The following is a 17541-nucleotide window of genomic DNA, read 5'->3' on the forward strand; positions in this document are numbered from 1 at the left end:
GCGTGTACACAAGTGCGCTCTAAGTATCTCCTCTCTAGGGCTCGCTTGTAGGTCTGTTTCTTGAGGATAATGCCTAGGATCTTTAGTGATGGGCTAAGGCTCCCTGGGATATGAAATGATACCCCCAAAGATCGAAAGCAGGAGTGTGCGAGCGAGCTCATGCGGCGGCCCTGAGCATGGGAATGATAGGGACTCATTAAGTGCTTATTTTTCGTATCTTTGTACAGATATTATAATAGCATTCAATGAAATCAATGAGCGAAGAGCTGTTTGACCAAGCAAGTGAAAAGGAATACTCGGCCAGTAGCATCCAAGTCCTGGAGGGACTAGAAGCTGTGCGCAAGCGTCCTGCCATGTACATAGGTGACATCGGTGAAAAGGGACTCCATCACTTGGTATACGAGGTAGTAGATAACTCCATCGACGAAGCCCTCGCAGGCTACTGTAATGACATCAAGGTCATCATCCACGAAGATAACTCGATCGAGGTACAGGATAATGGTCGTGGTATCCCCGTTGATATCCATGAGAAAGAAGGCAAGAGTGCACTAGAAGTCGTACTTACCGTCCTACACGCAGGGGGAAAATTTGACAAGGGTTCTTATAAGGTCTCTGGTGGACTCCATGGTGTTGGGGTATCTTGTGTGAATGCACTCTCCACCTACCTCAAGGCTGTTGTACATCGAGATGGCAAGATCTATACAGAAGAGTTCAGTCAAGGTGTCCCTACAACGGATCTACAGACTATAGGGACAACTGATCATACAGGGACGACCATCATCTTCAAGCCAGATGACTCCATATTCTCCGTCACAGAGTATCAATTCAAGATTCTCTCAAATCGTCTCCGCGAGCTAGCATTCCTCAATGCTGGCATCACACTCACCCTCATCGATGAGCGAGTAAAAGACGAAGAAGGCAAGCCCCTAAAGGAGGTCTACTATTCGCAAGAGGGACTGAAGGAATTCGCCAAGTACATTGACCGCTCTAAGGAGCATCTTGTAGATGATGTAATCCACATCGTCACGGAGAAGCAAGGCATCCCCGTAGAGGTAGCGATGACCTACAACACCTCCTACAACGAGAATATCTATAGCTACGTCAATAACATCAATACGATCGAAGGAGGGACACACCTGGCTGGCTTCCGACGCGGCCTAACACGTACTCTAAAGAAGTATGCTACCGACTCCAAGCTCCTAGACAAGGTAAAGGTTGAGATCACCGGTGATGACTTCCGTGAAGGTCTTACTGCTGTAATTAGCATCAAGGTAGCTGAGCCTCAGTTTGAGGGTCAGACCAAGACCAAGCTGGGGAACAATGAAGTCATGGGTGCTGTAGACATCGCCGTAAGCGAAGCATTAGAGATCTACCTAGAAGAGCATCCCAAGGAAGCCAAGGTCATCGTCGATAAGGTCATCCTAGCTGCTACTGCACGTCAGGCTGCGCGCAAAGCCCGTGAGATGGTACAGCGTAAATCTCCCCTCTCTGGAGGTGGCCTACCAGGGAAGCTAGCAGACTGCTCCTCTAAGGATCCTGTCCTCTCCGAACTCTTCCTTGTGGAGGGTGACTCTGCAGGAGGTACAGCAAAGCAGGGGCGTGACCGAGAGTTCCAGGCCATCCTACCTCTACGTGGTAAGATCTTGAATGTAGAGAAGGCGATGCAGCACAAGGTACTCGAGAGCGAAGAGATAAGGAATATCTACACAGCACTAGGTGTAACAATCGGTACAGAAGAGGACGCCAAGGAACTCAACCTAGCTAAGCTCCGCTATCACAAGGTCATCATCATGACCGATGCTGACGTCGATGGTAGCCACATCGCAACGCTTATCCTCACATTCTTCTTCCGCAATATGCGTTCCCTCATTGAGAACGGCTACGTATACATAGCGACTCCCCCACTCTATCTCTGTACTAGAGGAAAGGAGAAGGAATACTGCTGGACTGAACAGCAGCGTCAGGCATTCATCGACCGTGTGGGAGGTGGTGACGAAAAGCGTGTGCATGTACAGCGATACAAGGGTCTCGGTGAGATGAATGACGAGCAGCTCTGGGAGACAACAATGAACCCAGAGAACCGCACGTTGCGCAAGATCACGATCGAGAATGCGGCTGAGGCAGATGCGATATTCTCCATGTTAATGGGAGATGAGGTAGCGCCACGCCGTGAGTTCATCGAGGCTAATGCAACCTATGCCCGCATTGATGCCTAGTCAAGACTAGTAGCAAAGAGGCTCACCCTCCCTAGACTAGCGGAGGATGAGCCTCTTCTGTATTATATACACCTCCAAGTCATACTATTAAAAAGTCTTGTAACCATTTCCTCCCTTTTCTAGTTAGGTAATAGATGACAAGAGCTTACTACCATATTAGTACATCCCGAGATCCCTACTACAACATTGCCTTAGAGGACTATCTCTATAGGCAACTACGCTCCTTGGATACAATTTACTTTCTCTGGATCAATAGCCCCTCAGTCTTCATGGGGCGCTATCAGCATCCAGAGGCCGAGCTAGACGTTGAGTACCTTCAATCTAGAGGGATAGCACTGCTACGTCGTACCTCTGGAGGAGGTACCGTCTACCACGATGAGGGCAACCTAAACTTCTCTGTAATCAAGAATGGAGAAGCATCAAAAGGTTTTGATCTAGCAGCCTGCCCACTCCCTATCCAAACAGCTCTTGCTAAGAAGGGGGTAGAGGTCGTGCGTTCACCTCGTGGAGACCTTCGACTAAATGGCTTCAAGGTCGGAGGATCGGCCGAAGCTATGACACGAGGACGTCTACTCTACCATATTTGCCTACTCTTTGACACAGACCTCGATGAACTGGAGCGAATACTCACAGTGGCTCCAGATATTACCGCTCGGTCGAGAGTTGCATCTGTTCGCTCTAAGGTCACCAACCTATGCCCGACGCTCCCCGAAGGCTATACTATTATAGATCTACAGACTCTCATACTTGATGAACTGAAGGAAGTAGAGGATGACCTAACTCCATTAGTATTGGGGGAAGAGGTCGAGGAATATATCAAGCTCAAGCGTGCGGAGCACTTTGAGCACCTAGACTGGATTCATTCTCCGATTGGGAAGGCTAAGGGAAGCTAGACGACAATGGCTGAGATATCCCCCTATATAGACTTTGCCTCCTTTCTCAAGGGGCATTTTCCCGAGCAGAAAGTACAGAAAATCACCCTCACTGCTGGCTTCTCTTGCCCGACACGAGATGGCTCCAGAGGACGAGGGGGATGCACTTATTGCAACAACAAAAGCTTTAGTCCAAACTATGCGACAAAGCTTAGACCCATTACGGAGCAAATAGACGAAGGTATATCATTTTTTAGGAGAAAGTACCCTGAGATGAAGTACCTAGCCTACTTTCAGTCATACACGAATACTTATGGAGAGGTTGACGACTGCATAGCCAAGTATGAGGAGGCTCTAGCACACCCTGACGTCGTGGGGCTTATCATAGGGACACGTCCAGACTGTATGCCTGAGCCCCTACTCCACTACCTCAGCGAACTATCCAAGCGGACTTTTCTCTTGATTGAATATGGGGTAGAGAGCACTTGGGACAAAAGCCTAGAGCGCATCCAGCGTGGACATACTTGGCAAGATAGTGTCGATACGATCTGGAGGACTCACCATGCTGGGATCATGGTCGGCGCCCATATCATCCTAGGCCTCCCAGGAGAGAGTAGAGAGGAGATCCTCCAGCATGCAGATCGTCTCTCCGAGCTTCCCATCACGACACTAAAGGTTCATCAGCTACAGATCATCCGAGGGACAATCATGGCAGGCGAGTACCTACGCAACCCCGAAGACTTTCATTTGTTTACAGAAGAGGAGTATATCGAGCTATGCGTAGACTTTGTCCGCCGCCTTCGACCTAACATCGTCCTAGAGCGATTCGTCTCTCAGTCACCGCCTGACTTACTCCTAGCTCCACGCTGGGGATGGAAGAACTACGAGTTCACTGCTAAGATCCGAAGGGCTCTCTCCACCCCACCGAGCATTCAATAAACACTCTAATCATAAAACCTAAATAACAAGACAGAAATGAAGAAGATCTTTATTTCGCTTGCACTCCTAGCCTCTGTAGCTATCAGTGCTCAAGCACAAGACAACACGACCGAGACTCCTGCCCCAGAGAGCAACTGGAAGGTTAGTGGTATCACCGGTGCCAATACCGCTCAGACTGCTCTAGTGAACTGGTCTGCTGGGGGTGAGAACTCTGTTGCATGGAACATCTATCTCAATGCTACCGCCAACTATAAGAAGGATAAGTGGAGCTGGGATAATGCACTCGTGACAGACTTCGGGATGACCTATACGACTAGCAATGAGTGGCTCAAGAATGTCGATAAGCTCAATCTCAGTTCAAAGGTAGGTCGTCTCATCAGCGAGCACTGGAGTATCTCGGCTCTTGGTGATCTGCTCACTCAGTTCGCTCGTGGTTATGATGCCTCCACCAATCCCAACGTAGCTGGGAATAGAGATAAGTACATCTCCACCCTCTTTGCCCCTGGCTATCTAACAGCTGCTCTTGGTGCGGACTATAAGCCTAATGACGACCTCTCTGTCCTACTCTCTCCTGTAACGGGTAAGATGACCTTTGTCCTAGACAAGAAGCTCTCCAACTCAGGTGCCTTCGGGGTGAAGCCTGGCAATAAGCTCCTAGCTGAGCTCGGTGCCTCAGTTGTAGCAAACTATAAGAAGAAGCTAGCTGAGAACATCAACTTCTCGACAAAGCTCACGCTCTTCACTGCCTACAATTCAGACTTTGGCAACATCGACGTGAACTGGGATATGATGATCGCCTTTAAGATCAACAAGTTCCTCACGACTACCCTCACGACAAACCTTATCTACGATGACAACGTCAAGAGCGTAGATAAGGCTGGTAATATCGCTGGTCCTAAGGTGCAGTTCCGCGAAGTCCTAGGCCTAGGACTCTCCTACAGCTTCTAGGCATTGACGCAATTATATAGGAGAAGCCCCTGCCCTTTTGGGTGAGGGCTTCTTTTTTGTAGGTATATCGGAGGGAAAGCTAATCAGATGAGCACGCAGAAGTCCTACTGCTCCAAATCTCGGATAATAGAGGGATAGCTTAGGGATTAGATTGGGAAATAGTATGGGCAGATTGAAAGATTTGCACTATATTTGCAAAGCAAAAGAATGATATTCATCCAATTAAAATAATTTCATCATCTATGACGAAAGCAGAAGTGGTGAGCGACATCGCCAAGAACACAGGGGTAGACAAAGAGACTACCTTGGCTGTGGTAGAAGCATTCATGGAGTCGGTCAAAGAGTCTCTGGTTCGTGGAGAGAATGTTTACCTTCGTGGCTTCGGTAGCTTCATCATAAAGGAGCGCGCTGAGAAGACAGCTCGTAATATCTCCAAGAAGACTACGATCATCATCCCCAAGCGTCGCATCCCTGCCTTCAAGCCCTCTAAGCTCTTTGCTTCGAAGGTGAAGTAGAGGAGAAATCGCAGATAACTATAATATAAAAAACAAAAGAAAGCTATGCCAAGCGGAAAGAAAAGAAAGCGCCATAAGATGGCTACGCACAAGCGTAAGAAGAGACTCAAGAAGAATAGACATAAGAAGAAGAAATAGTGTCTTACATGAGGGGTCTAGGGCAAGTGACAAGCTAGCTCTTACCCCTTGTGTGCTTTTTGTAAGCAGCATCTATCCCCTACATTCTTATCGATACATCATTTACGCTAAGTGACCAGTGAACTAATCGTCGATGTCTCCCCTAAGGAGATATCCATGGCTCTACTAGAAGACCAAAGACTGGTAGAGCTACAGCGTGAGCGCAGGGACTTAGCCTTCGCCGTCGGGGACATATACCTCGGACGAGTGAAGAAGGTCATGCCTGGGCTGAATGCAGCGTTCGTTGATGTAGGCTACAAGAAAGATGCTTTTCTTCACTATCTTGATCTAGGGATGATCTATCAGGCGCAGCAGCGCTTCCTCGAGCAGATCGAGAAGACCAAAGCAGTGCCCGCCCTACATAAGATCCCTAACTTCCCAGACCTACCCAAGGATGGTAAGATCGCTGACTACATCAAGGCTGGACAGAACGTCCTCGTACAAGTAGTCAAAGAACCCATATCCACCAAGGGACCACGTCTATCTGCTGAGATCTCTATCGCTGGACGAAACCTCGTCCTAGTCCCCTTCTCTGACAAGGTCTCAGTCAGTACAAAGATCGAATCACACGAGGAGCGTGCTCGCCTCAAGCAGCTGGTGCTAAGCATGAAGCCTAAGAACTTCAGCGTCATCATCCGTACCTCTGCCGAAGGTAAGCGAGCCTCGGAGCTGGACCAAGAGCTCCGTCGTCTCCTCCGTCGCTGGGAAGAGAGCGTACAGAAGCTCCCTAAGATCACCAAGACACCCAAGATCGTCTACGAAGAGTCTAGCCGAGCCCTCGGGATACTCCGTGATACGTTCAACCCTTCCTTCCAGAGCATTCAAGTCAATGACAAAGCCTATTTCGAGGAGATACGTGAGTATGTCGCTCAGATAGCACCAGGAAGAGAGGAGATCGTACACCTGTATACAGGGAACTTACCCATCTTTGATGAAAAGGGGGTAACGAAGCAGATCAAGTCGTCCTTTGGGCGTACCGTCACCTGTAAGAGTGGTGCCTACCTGATCATTGAGCAGACCGAAGCTATGTATGTCGTAGACGTCAATAGCGGTAATAGGTCTCGAAAGAACAACGAGCAGGAGGGTACAGCCATTGATGTGAACCTAATCGCAGCCGAAGAGCTGGCACGCCAGCTCCGCCTGAGGGATATGGGGGGCATCATTGCGGTAGACTTCATTGATATGCATGACCAGAAGAATCGTCAGCTCCTCTATGAGCACATGGTCAAGCTGATGGAGTCTGATCGCACGAGGCATAATATACTCCCCTTGAGTAAGTTCGGCGTGATGCAGATCACCCGACAGCGAGTACGCCCCGCCACGCAGATCAATACAGATGAGACCTGTCCGACCTGTATGGGTACTGGGAAGATGAAGGGCTCTGTGCTCTTCACCGACCAACTAGAAGAAAAGCTCAAGGACCTAGTCCATCGACTAAGTCTATCCTACGTAAATGTACACGTACATCCCTACGTAGCAGCCTACCTCACCAAGGGACTCCTCGTCTCCATCGCCCGACGATGGAAGCTACAGATAGCACGAGGAGTCCGTGTTACTCCTAACCAAAGTCTCGGATTCCTCGAGTACAAGTTCCTCGACAAGGAGGGCAACGAGATCGAGACCTTGGACGAATAGACTTGACTAGGAAGCCCATAGAGAGATAGCCCCTGAGAGGTGATGATCACCGATCATACTTGGGTGTTTGCTCTCTATGGGCTTTCTTACTTTACGACTAGGAGAATATTACGAGATGCTCTCTTATCCATCTAAGCTCGTAGAGCGTGCCGTCGAGCAGCTAGCGACACTCCCGGGTATTGGACGCAAGAGTGCCCTTCGCCTAGCCCTACATCTGCTCTCTCGCCCCGAGGGTGACACGCACGCCTTCGCTCATGCTCTAGTAGAGATGCGTGATGGAATCATCTACTGCCGTCAGTGTCACAATATCAGTGATACCGAGCTCTGTAGTATATGTGCTAATCCTAGTCGTGACGCCTCCACGGTCTGTGTCGTACAGCACGTAGGAGATGTCTTGGCGATCGAGAATACCGGGCAGTATCGTGGCCTCTACCATGTCCTCGGAGGGGTAATATCTCCTATCGATGGGATCGGTCCAGAGGAGTTACTTATCGATGAGCTCGTTGAGCGTGTTCACTCTGATGCGGTGAAGGAGGTCATCCTCGCCCTAGGGACTACGATGGAGGGGGATACCACGAACTTCTTCATCTATCGCCGCCTACAGTCCCTCGATGTGAAGGTATCTGTCATCGCTCGTGGTATCGCTATCGGCGATGAGATCGAGTATACAGACGAGGTAACCCTCGGTAGATCGATCCTCACTCGAACAGACTTCGACCAATCCCTACGCTTCTGATCAAGTTTCCTCTCGACTATGGCACATCTACTGGAGAATGACGACCTCCGACTGAGAGCTCTCTCACAGGATGATCTACCGCTTCTGGAGGCTTGGGAGAATGACGCCGAGGGCTGGCTATCCAGCAACACCATCAACCCTCTCTCCAAGGACTTCATTCAGCAGTACATCACCACCTCCTCACGACACATCATGGAGACCGGGACGATGAGCCTCATTATAGAGCGACGGGGCACATCCCCAGCTGCCCTTGGGCACTTGGTGCTATACGACTACACTCCCCTACACTTCCGTACAGGCATTGGGATCTATATCGCCCCTGAACATAGACGATCGGGATATGCCTCAGAGGGCATTAGGTTAGCCTGCCACTATGCCTTTGAGCAGCTACGTTGCCAGCAGGTATATGCCGAGATCTTAGCCTACAATATCCCTTCACAGAGGATGCTCCTAGCCCTTGGATTCGAGCACACGGCTACACTACCACGCTGGCAGTGGGTCAGAGGAGACTATCAGGATCTCTATTACTATCAGAAATGGAACGAATAGACGAACACATCAAGGCCCTCCGGGAAGAGATCAATAGGCACAACCATGCCTATTATGTCCTATCTACCCCTACCATCTCGGACTATGACTTCGATCATCTGCTCAAGGAGCTAGAGGCACTCGAGTCACAGCACCCCGAGCTCATCACTCCCGACTCCCCGACCCAAAGAGTCGGAGCAGACCGTACCGAGGGCTTTGCACAGGTGGCACACCGCTACCCTATGCTCTCCCTTGGCAATACCTATAGCTACGAAGAGGTCGATAGCTTCTACGAGCGAATAAAGAAGGATCTGGGAGGGAAGCCCTTCGCTATAGCTGCCGAACTGAAGTATGATGGTCTATCCATATCACTCATCTACGAGGAAGGTATCCTCGTACGTGCTGTCACCCGAGGTGATGGTCAGGTAGGGGATGATGTCACAGCCAATGTCCGCACCATTCGCTCCATACCTCTACGCCTACAGGGCGAGGGTTATCCTCGTGAGCTGGAGGTACGAGGGGAGATACTCCTTCCCTTCGCCGAGTTTGATCGGATCAATGCAGAGCGTAATGAGGCAGGACTACCACTCTTTGCCAACCCACGTAATGCAGCTAGCGGCACACTCAAGCAGCTCGATCCCGCCATCGTAGCCTCCCGTAGGCTGGATGCCTTCTTTTACTACGTCCCCGCACAGCCGGATATGCCCGATAGCCATTATGAGCGACTCATGCAGTGCAAGGCTTGGGGGCTCAAGGTATCTCATGCTATCGAGCTCTGTCATTCTCTCTCGGAGGTACATCACTTCCTCGACCACTGGGATGAAGCTCGCCACTCTGCACCTGTAGCTACGGATGGGGTTGTACTCAAGGTAGACTCCATCTCCGAACAAGAGGAGCTAGGCTATACCTCCAAGACGCCTCGCTGGGCCATAGCCTACAAGTTCCAAGCTGAGCAAGTGAAGACGACACTTCTCTCCGTAGACTTCCAAGTCGGGCGTACTGGAGCCGTAACACCAGTAGCCAACCTAGAGGCTGTACCCATCTCGGGTACGATCGTACGTCGTGCCTCCCTACACAACGCAGACTTCATCGCCACCCTAGATCTACACCTCGGAGACCAAGTCTTCGTCGAGAAGGGGGGAGAGATCATCCCCAAGATCGTAGGTATAGCTAAGGAGGAGCGTCAGCAGGGAGCTGAACCAATCGTCTTCCCCACACAATGTCCATCATGTAGCACCCCCCTACAGCGCAACGAAGGGGAGGCTGCCTATTACTGTCCCAATCAGTCTGCATGCCCACCACAGCAGACAGCACGTATCGAGCACTTCTGCGGGCGTAAGGCAGCAGACATTCGTCTCGGAGAGGAGACTATATCCCTACTCTTCGAGCACGACTTAGTGCATAGCATAGCTGATCTATATCGCCTAAGAGTAGAGGATCTACTTACCCTCCCCGGCTTCAAGGAACGTAGTGCTACGAAGCTCCTTGACAGCATCACCGCCTCCAAGGATCGCCCATTCAGTGCTCTACTCTTTGGTCTAGGCATTCGCTTCGTGGGTGAGACGGTCGCTAAGACCCTAGTACAGCACTATTCAACTATAGAGGAGCTCGCCAAGGCTTCCCTTGAGGAACTGACTGCCATACCCGATATTGGCAAGGTCATCGCGCAGAGCCTAGTCGATTACTTCGCACTCGAGAGTAACAGACACTTCATCCTAGAGCTCGAGGAGCTAGGCCTTCCGCTTAGACGTACAGCACAGGAGGAGCCAAGCCCTATCACCTCGCACGAATTCATCTCTGGACGGACGTTCGTCATCAGTGGTGTCTTCACTGAGCATTCACGAGAGGAGTACAAGGCTATGATCGAGTCCTACGGAGGTAAGATCTCCTCCTCTATCTCGAGTAAGACAGACTTTGTCCTAGCTGGTGCCAATATGGGACCTGCCAAGCTCGAGAAGGCTACCTCCCTAGGCATCACCCTACTCTCCGAGACGGACTTCCTTGCCCATCTCCATGCTACTCAGGTTACGCCCGCTGAGGCTCCTGCTCCCGCATCCGTAGTGGAAGAGCGTGATGAGCCTCGTCTACTCTTCGATTAGTCAAGCAACCCAACTAACCCTAGAACATATTTATCCCAGCAATGGAAATCATCTTTATCTGCATCCTAGCATTCCTACTTATCCTCGCCTGCTTCGATTTGGTGGCAGGGGTAAGCAACGATGCTGTGAACTTCCTAAACTCTGCGATCGGAGCTAAGGCTGCACCCTTCAAGGTCGTCCTCGCTGTCGCAGCTGTCGGTATCTTCATCGGTGCATCCCTGAGCAATGGGATGATGGACATAGCCCGCTATGGTATCTATGACCCGTCGTACTTCACCTTCCAGGAGGTGATGACGATCTGTCTCACGGCAGTGGTCACCGATATTATCCTACTGAACATCTTCAATACACTTGGGCTACCTACCTCTACGACTGTCTCGATGGTCTTCGAGCTACTAGGTGCAGCCTTCTGTATGGCGATGATCAAGAGTGTCGGTGATCCCTCCCTTCAGGTACTCGATCTACTGAACACCTCCAAGGCCCTACAGGTCATCATCGCCATCTTCCTCTCTGTGGCGATCGCCTTCTTCTTCGGCTCTGTGGTGCAGTGGATCGCTCGTGTACTCTTCACCTTCAACTACAAGAAGACTCTCCCCTACCTAGCTGGTATCTATGGAGGGCTAGCCATCACGGCTATCATCTACTTCATGCTCATCAAGGGGCTAGGAGACTCTACCTTTGCCTACAAGGCATGGATCAACGAGCATACTCAGGAGCTCGTCCTAGGATGCCTCGTCGTCTCCTCCATCGTGATGCAGATCCTACACTGGTGCAAGGTGAATATACTCAAGATCATCGTCCTAGCAGGTACACTCTCCCTCTCACTCGCCTTTGCTGGTAACGACTTGGTGAACTTCATCGGGGTGCCTCTGACAGGGTTAGCTTCCTATCAGAACTTCATGGCGCACGGCAATGGTGCCTATGATAGCTACCTAATGGCTGCGAACAAGGGCCCTGCCGAGACGCCCTATTACTTCCTCCTGGCCTCTGGGGTCATCATGGTCGTGGCACTCTTCTTCTCCAAGAGTGCTCAGAACGTCATCAAGACCTCCGTAAACCTCTCCCGTCAGGATGATGGAGAGGAGACCTTCGGCTCCTCTCGTATCGCTCGTGGTCTCGTACGCACGAGTAGTGCGATAGCCAACTTCCTAGAGCGTGCTGTACCCAAGAGCACTCGCACCTGGATCGATAGCCGATTCAACAAGCAGGAGATCACCCTCGAGCAGGGGGCAGCCTTTGACCTCGTCCGTGCTTCGGTGAACCTCGTACTCTCTGGGCTACTCATCGCCGTAGGTACCTCGATGAAGTTACCCCTCTCTACGACCTACGTGACCTTCATGGTCGCTATGGGGTCATCTCTGGCAGACCGTGCCTGGGGACGTGAGAGCGCCGTGGGACGTCTCACGGGGGTTATGTCCGTGATCGGTGGATGGTTCGTCACCGCTGGTGCAGCCTTCATCATTGCGATCATCATCGCTGCGATCATGAACTTCGGGGGCTTCGTAGCTATGGTTGCCCTCATCGGTGTCGCCCTCTTCCTCCTCTTCAACAATCACCTGCTCAAGCGCAAGAAGGATGATGCTGACGATGAGCTCTTCGTCGCTATCCTCAATGCCGAGAAGCCCGAGGAGATGTGGAGTCTCCTCTCCGAGCACGTACGTCTCAACCAGATCACGCTCCTCGATCAGGTCAGTGCAGACTATATGGATCTGACCACGGGGCTCTTCGGCGAAGACCTACGCAAGCTCCACCGCACCCAGCACCACCTAGACAGCCACAAGCGTCGCTTCAAGACCATGCGCCGTAAGGAGACGATCGGACTAAGACGTATGTCCAACGATGAGGATGTGCTGGAGAAGAACATGTGGTTCCACCTCGGGGCAAACACCTGTCTGCAGATGATCTATGCCCTAGAGCGTGCGAGCGAGGTCTGTGCCGAGCACGTAGACAACAACTTCAACCCTATCCCCGAGCAGTGCCGTGAGGAGTTCCTCCCCATCCGTGACCGTGTCGTAGACTACATCGCACAGGTGCATCGTCTCATCGCCAGCGAACGTATGGAGGATGCCAAGAAAGCCAAGGCTATGGGTAAGGAGCTACGCAACATCGTCAAGGATATGCGTAAGACCCAGATGAAGCGTACGCACAAGAGTCGTAAGGAAGACCTACGTGCCTCCCTCGTCTATCTCAACCTCCTCATCGAGACCAACGAGCTCCTCGTGAACCTCCGTCACCTTGTAGGTTACAGCCAGCACCTCCTAGAGGAGGAGACGGAGTAGCCCTCATACCTCCACAGCCCCTCTCCACTAGGGAGGCTGTATAGAGCGCACCCCATAGGTCATGACACCTATGGGGTGCGCTCTATATATACCACTCCTCTACCTCTACACAGCGAGCCTCCCCATCCATTAAACGAAGTATCGAGAGGATGATTAGCTGGGACAGAACGCTCAACCTCTCAAGGGCGACAGGGTCAGAATGAATGAAGAGACTAGACCTGACGCATGAAATCACTAGAGAACGAGGGTAATGTAGTCAAGGGGCATACACCGATAGATAGAAGCATCTGTACCCTAGGCATAGACGTACCAAGGGTAGAGCTACTACCTAAGAGGGTAAAGTATACACGTGTGTACACAACAGTGTACCAACGTGTATACAACTGTGTACACACGTGTACACAACCTCGCTCTAAGTATATCCTCTGCAGGGCTCATTCGTATGTACATTCGTCGGGGCTAGGACCTAGGCACAAGAGACATGGCTAATATGATCTAGGCCATGAAATAAAGTCCCTAAAGAGCCAAAGAGAGGAGAATACAGAAAGAGATCATACGTCTGCTCTGATGAAGAGACCTATATCCAAGGCTATACGGAGGGGATTTCGTATATTAGCTGGTGAAAGCCTCTGTCATAGGGCGATCAAAGCAAGAACAGGCAAATAGATAATAGAGATAAAGAATTATGGAACGGACACTTCAAGTCCCATATAGCACCCTGACACATGATGAGCTCTCCCCCCTCGACCTAGAGCTGGAGCAGAGAGCCCTAGAGGCCGCCAAGAAGGCCTATGCCCCATATAGCCACTTCCATGTAGGCGCTGCTGTACTGCTCGCCAATGGAGAGATCGTGACGGGCTCCAACCAAGAGAACGCAGCCTACCCCTCGGGTACCTGCGCTGAGCGGACAGCCCTCTTCTGGGCATCTGCGCAGTGGCCCGATGTACCGATAGACAAGCTCCTGATCGTGGCGATCAACGATGGGGGACGGGTACCCTTCATCTCCCCCTGTGGGAGCTGTCGGCAGGTGATCATGGAGACGGCGACACGCTTCCATCCCTTCCCTATCCTACTATGTGGGGGAGAGCAAACGATTTGCATAGACGACTGCCGTCTCCTCCTGCCCTTTGGCTTCGATGGTAGCGCCCTCTAGCATCCTACTTATATGCATACAGACCTGAGTTTGCGATCCAGTCGTCGCTTCCCCTATATCGAGCGGGATGAGAGCTGGATGTACTTCAATAAGCGCATCCTACTGGAGGCTCGGCGCCAAGACCTTCCCCTACTGGAGCGGTTCAACTATCTAGGTATCTACTCCAATAACCTAGATGAGTTCTTCCGTGTGCGTGTAGCCTCGCTACGCCGTCTCATTGACTCCACGATAGAGGTCTCGGAGGACGAGCGCAAGAAGGCTCGGGATGTGCTGCGTACGATCCTTCGCCTCAATCAGGAGTACTCACAGCTCTTCGAGCAGACCTTCGAGTCACTGCTTCACTCGCTCGCCGAGGCGCATATCCATATCATCAACGAGCGGGAGCTGAGCGAGGAGCAGCTACGAGAGGTACGTACCTTCTTCATGGAGAAGATCAATGGGACGACGACCCCGATCTTCATCAATAGCCCGACCTTTAGCCCCGAGCGACACCTCAAGGAGGCTCTCTACCTAGCCGTCATCCTCTGGCAGGATGAGCAGGAGACAGAGGAGATGCATGATGTAGCACTGCTGGAGGTGCCGACGAGGGACCTTGGGCGGTTCTTTAGACTCAAGGACAAGGAGGGCGAGAGCTACCTGATGTTCCTAGATGATGTCCTCAGAGCCTGTCTCCCCTACTGCTTCGTAGGGGATCAGTATGTACGCTACGAGGCTTACACCTTCAAGTTCACGAAGGACGCAGAGTTCGAGATCGACCAGGACCTACGTACGAGTGTCATCGAGAAGGTCTCTCGTGGAGTGAAGCGACGCAAGCGAGGAGAGACCGTCCGTGTGGTCTATGACGAAGCCATCCCCCCAGTCGTCCTAAAGCGACTAAGCGATATGGCAGAGCTCAACTACCGAGACACACGTGTCGGCGGGGGACGCTACCACAATATGCGTGACCTCATGACCCTACCAGACTGCGGACGTAAGGGACTTCGCTTCCCTCCTCGTGAGCCCCTCGGTATCGAGGATCGCCGCTATACGCAGAGTGTGATCAATGAGATCCTAGAGCGAGACCGCTGTGTGCACTTCCCCTATCAGAGCTTTGACCACTTTCTTCGTCTACTGCAGGAGGCGGCGATTAGCTCGGAAGTCACCGAGATCCGCATCTCGCTCTATCGTGTGGCACAGAGCTCCAAGGTCATCCGCGCACTGATGGCAGCGGCGCAGAATGGCAAGCGGGTGACTGCCGTCATCGAGATCCTCGCCCGCTTCGACGAGCAGTCCAATATCAGCTGGAGCAAGAAGATGCAGGACTCGGGGATCAACGTCGTCTTCGGACACGAGAAGCTCAAGATACACTCCAAGCTCGTCTACATAGCCACCCGCAGGGGAGATATAGCCTGCATCGGGTCGGGCAACCTCCACGAGGGTACAGCCAAGCTCTATACAGACCTTATGCTCATGACCGCTCGCAAGGGCATCACCCGAGACGTGCTACACGTCTTTGACTTCATTGAGCGTCCCTTCCTGAACGTTCGCTTCAAGGAGCTCCTTGTCGCCCCCAACGATATGCGCCAGCCTCTCTATAATATGATCAATAGGGAGATCCGTCTCGCCCGATCCGGTCAGGGGGCCTTCATCCGAATGAAGATCAACCATATCGTCGATGAGAAAATGGTACACAAGCTCTACGAAGCCTGCAATGCAGGTGTACGAGTGGAGCTATGCCTAAGAGGAAACTGCTCCCTAGTACCCGGTGTAGCAGGCTTCAGCGAAGGGATGTATATCAACTCCATCATCTCACGCTACCTAGAGCACTCTCGCATCTATATCTTCGGCAACGGAGGTCAGCCCCGCTACTTCATCGGCTCGACGGACTGGATGACACGCAACCTCGACCGACGCATAGAGGTCATGACCCCCGTCTATGATCCCGATATACAGCGGGAGCTAGACTTCATCGTCTCAGCTGGGCTCTCCGATACCGAGCAGGGCTACTATACCCAGGATGGAGAGGTATATGCCTACCGAGACAGCTACCCAAGCGGTACGAAACTCTTCAACTCCCAAGACATCATCTACAACTATTATCTAAGCAAAAAGGAATCGAATGGCTAAGTCTCACTACGCAGGTATCGACATCGGCTCCAACGCCGTACGCCTACTCGTCAAGTGCCTCAATGAGCCAGGTAGTACAGAGCCCCTCTCCAAGGTACAGCTCGTGCGTGTCCCCCTCCGCCTAGGTGAAGATGCCTTTACCGAGGGACATATATCCAAGAAGAAAGGAAAGCAGCTCGTCAGCCTCATGAAGGCCTATCGTGAGCTGATGGAGATCTACGAGGTAGTCGCCTTCAGAGCCTGCGCTACCTCGGCAATGCGTGACGCAGATAACGGTCTCGAGCTGGTCGAGAAGATCGAGGAGAAGACAGGCATACGCATCGAGATCATCGGTGGTCGGGAGGAGGCAGAGCTGATCTCTGCCGATCTGATGCGTTCGCTCGAGGGACGAGATGACGACACCTTCCTCTACGTAGACGTTGGGGGAGGGAGTACAGAGCTCAATATCGTCCGTGGCCGCAATCTCGTAGACTCTCGCTCCTTCGACATCGGTACGATCCGACAGATCAGTGGACGGGTTAGGGAGGAGGTACGTCAGGACTTCCGCCGCTATCTGCAGGAGCTGACGGACACCTATCAGGGACATATCCAGCTGGTGGGAACCGGGGGTAATATCAATAAGCTCCTGCGCCTAGGAGCACCCTCCGAACGTGCCAATATCAACCACCTCCCCATCACAAGTCTACGAGCAGTAGCCGACGACCTAAGGCAATATACTCCCGAGGAGCGTATGCTCCGCTTCCGCCTAAAGCCCGACCGTGCAGAGGTCATCGTCCCTGCAGCAGACATCTTCCTCTCCGTGGCCGAGATAACCCAAGCAGAAGAGGTCATCGTACCCACCAAGGGGCTCGCCGATGGTATCGTAGATTCGATCTGCCCTATCCTTAGCTAGAGAAGGGGGGAGAAGACGTTTGGTGCATAAAGGCTTTATCGCTATCTTTGCACACGAAAAGAAGGGGTATCACCTCCCTAGGTGACCTCCTTTGGTCCTATAGCTCAGTCGGTTAGAGCACCTGACTCATAATCAGGGAGTCCTTGGTTCAAGCCCAAGTGGGACCACGATAGAAACTAAGCACTAGACAGCAGGTTGAAAGTTCCCTTGGCGGACAAAACAGCCTGCTGTTTTTGTTACACGGAATTTTAGCAACAAATAAAACCTCCAGTCATTGCTCCTGCTAAGGAGAGGTATTAATGAACATCTTTGCCAGCGTATGGATAGCCTCCTACCAATGACAAATCGGTAGTACAAATACATAATGATTTTGTTTCTCGTCAAGACATGGATACGGTTGCATCAAGAATTTCTGCCCTCGTGGACTATTATGTCGGAAGCAAACA

13 protein-coding genes and 1 tRNA gene are annotated in these 17541 nt (G+C 51.8%); all 14 read left to right on the forward strand.

The window, feature by feature from the left end; genetic code table 11:
• Nucleotides 1–254: 254 nt before the first annotated feature.
• The gene (gene gyrB / locus QZ554_RS05785; protein ID WP_297194933.1) at nucleotides 255–2216 is read left to right on the forward strand and encodes a DNA topoisomerase (ATP-hydrolyzing) subunit B; all 1962 of its coding nucleotides are present in this window, start codon (nucleotides 255–257) and stop codon (nucleotides 2214–2216) included.
• A gap of 224 nt (nucleotides 2217–2440) precedes the next feature.
• Nucleotides 2441–3109 (forward strand): lipoate--protein ligase family protein, encoded by a 669-nt coding sequence (locus tag QZ554_RS05790; protein WP_297194935.1) that lies wholly within the window; start codon nucleotides 2441–2443, stop codon nucleotides 3107–3109.
• A 6-nt stretch (nucleotides 3110–3115) separates the two neighbouring features.
• Entirely contained in the window at nucleotides 3116–4027 is a 912-nt protein-coding gene (locus tag QZ554_RS05795) for a TIGR01212 family radical SAM protein (RefSeq protein WP_297194937.1), read from the forward strand.
• A 36-nt stretch (nucleotides 4028–4063) separates the two neighbouring features.
• Nucleotides 4064–4975, forward strand: a complete 912-nt coding sequence (locus QZ554_RS05800) for a DUF3078 domain-containing protein (protein WP_297194939.1) — start codon at nucleotides 4064–4066, stop codon at nucleotides 4973–4975.
• A 212-nt stretch (nucleotides 4976–5187) separates the two neighbouring features.
• Complete coding sequence (locus QZ554_RS05805) at nucleotides 5188–5490, forward strand: HU family DNA-binding protein (protein ID WP_297194953.1); 303 nt, start codon at nucleotides 5188–5190, stop codon at nucleotides 5488–5490.
• Nucleotides 5491–5739: 249 nt separating this feature from the next.
• Nucleotides 5740–7302, forward strand: coding sequence for an Rne/Rng family ribonuclease (locus tag QZ554_RS05810; RefSeq protein WP_297194941.1), 1563 nt, complete (start codon nucleotides 5740–5742; stop codon nucleotides 7300–7302).
• A gap of 115 nt (nucleotides 7303–7417) precedes the next feature.
• Complete coding sequence (recR, locus tag QZ554_RS05815; protein ID WP_297194942.1) at nucleotides 7418–8038, forward strand: recombination mediator RecR; 621 nt, start codon at nucleotides 7418–7420, stop codon at nucleotides 8036–8038.
• A gap of 18 nt (nucleotides 8039–8056) precedes the next feature.
• A complete protein-coding gene (locus tag QZ554_RS05820; protein ID WP_297194943.1) occupies nucleotides 8057–8587 on the forward strand; it encodes a GNAT family protein in 531 nt (176 codons plus the stop codon).
• Complete coding sequence (ligA, locus tag QZ554_RS05825; protein WP_297194945.1) at nucleotides 8575–10665, forward strand: NAD-dependent DNA ligase LigA; 2091 nt, start codon at nucleotides 8575–8577, stop codon at nucleotides 10663–10665. The genes QZ554_RS05820 and ligA overlap by 13 nt, the downstream gene beginning before the upstream one ends.
• A 41-nt stretch (nucleotides 10666–10706) precedes the next feature.
• Complete coding sequence (locus QZ554_RS05830; RefSeq protein ID WP_297194946.1) at nucleotides 10707–12944, forward strand: inorganic phosphate transporter; 2238 nt, start codon at nucleotides 10707–10709, stop codon at nucleotides 12942–12944.
• Nucleotides 12945–13629: 685 nt separating this feature from the next.
• A complete protein-coding gene (cdd, locus tag QZ554_RS05835) occupies nucleotides 13630–14097 on the forward strand; it encodes a cytidine deaminase (protein WP_297194948.1) in 468 nt (155 codons plus the stop codon).
• Between the two features lie 30 nt (nucleotides 14098–14127).
• Nucleotides 14128–16203, forward strand: a complete 2076-nt coding sequence (locus QZ554_RS05840; protein WP_297194949.1) for an RNA degradosome polyphosphate kinase — start codon at nucleotides 14128–14130, stop codon at nucleotides 16201–16203.
• The gene (locus tag QZ554_RS05845; protein WP_297194951.1) at nucleotides 16196–17095 is read left to right on the forward strand and encodes a Ppx/GppA family phosphatase; all 900 of its coding nucleotides are present in this window, start codon (nucleotides 16196–16198) and stop codon (nucleotides 17093–17095) included. The genes QZ554_RS05840 and QZ554_RS05845 overlap by 8 nt, the downstream gene beginning before the upstream one ends.
• A gap of 93 nt (nucleotides 17096–17188) precedes the next feature.
• Nucleotides 17189–17262: transfer RNA gene (locus tag QZ554_RS05850), tRNA-Ile, on the forward strand.
• The last annotated feature ends 279 nt before the right edge of the window (nucleotides 17263–17541 follow it).

The sequence above is a fragment of the uncultured Porphyromonas sp. genome, from assembly GCF_915070105.1.
GTDB lineage: Bacteria > Bacteroidota > Bacteroidia > Bacteroidales > Porphyromonadaceae > Porphyromonas.

Coding starts and splice junctions, on each gene's coding strand:
- gyrB (WP_297194933.1), top strand. CDS start 255: ATGAGCGAAGAGCTGTTTGACCAAGCAAGTGAAAAGGAATACTCGGCC.
- QZ554_RS05795 (WP_297194937.1), top strand. CDS start 3,116: ATGGCTGAGATATCCCCCTATATAGACTTTGCCTCCTTTCTCAAGGGG.
- QZ554_RS05800 (WP_297194939.1), top strand. CDS start 4,064: ATGAAGAAGATCTTTATTTCGCTTGCACTCCTAGCCTCTGTAGCTATC.
- recR (WP_297194942.1), top strand. CDS start 7,418: ATGCTCTCTTATCCATCTAAGCTCGTAGAGCGTGCCGTCGAGCAGCTA.
- QZ554_RS05820 (WP_297194943.1), top strand. CDS start 8,057: ATGGCACATCTACTGGAGAATGACGACCTCCGACTGAGAGCTCTCTCA.
- ligA (WP_297194945.1), top strand. CDS start 8,575: ATGGAACGAATAGACGAACACATCAAGGCCCTCCGGGAAGAGATCAAT.
- QZ554_RS05830 (WP_297194946.1), top strand. CDS start 10,707: ATGGAAATCATCTTTATCTGCATCCTAGCATTCCTACTTATCCTCGCC.
- cdd (WP_297194948.1), top strand. CDS start 13,630: ATGGAACGGACACTTCAAGTCCCATATAGCACCCTGACACATGATGAG.
- QZ554_RS05845 (WP_297194951.1), top strand. CDS start 16,196: ATGGCTAAGTCTCACTACGCAGGTATCGACATCGGCTCCAACGCCGTA.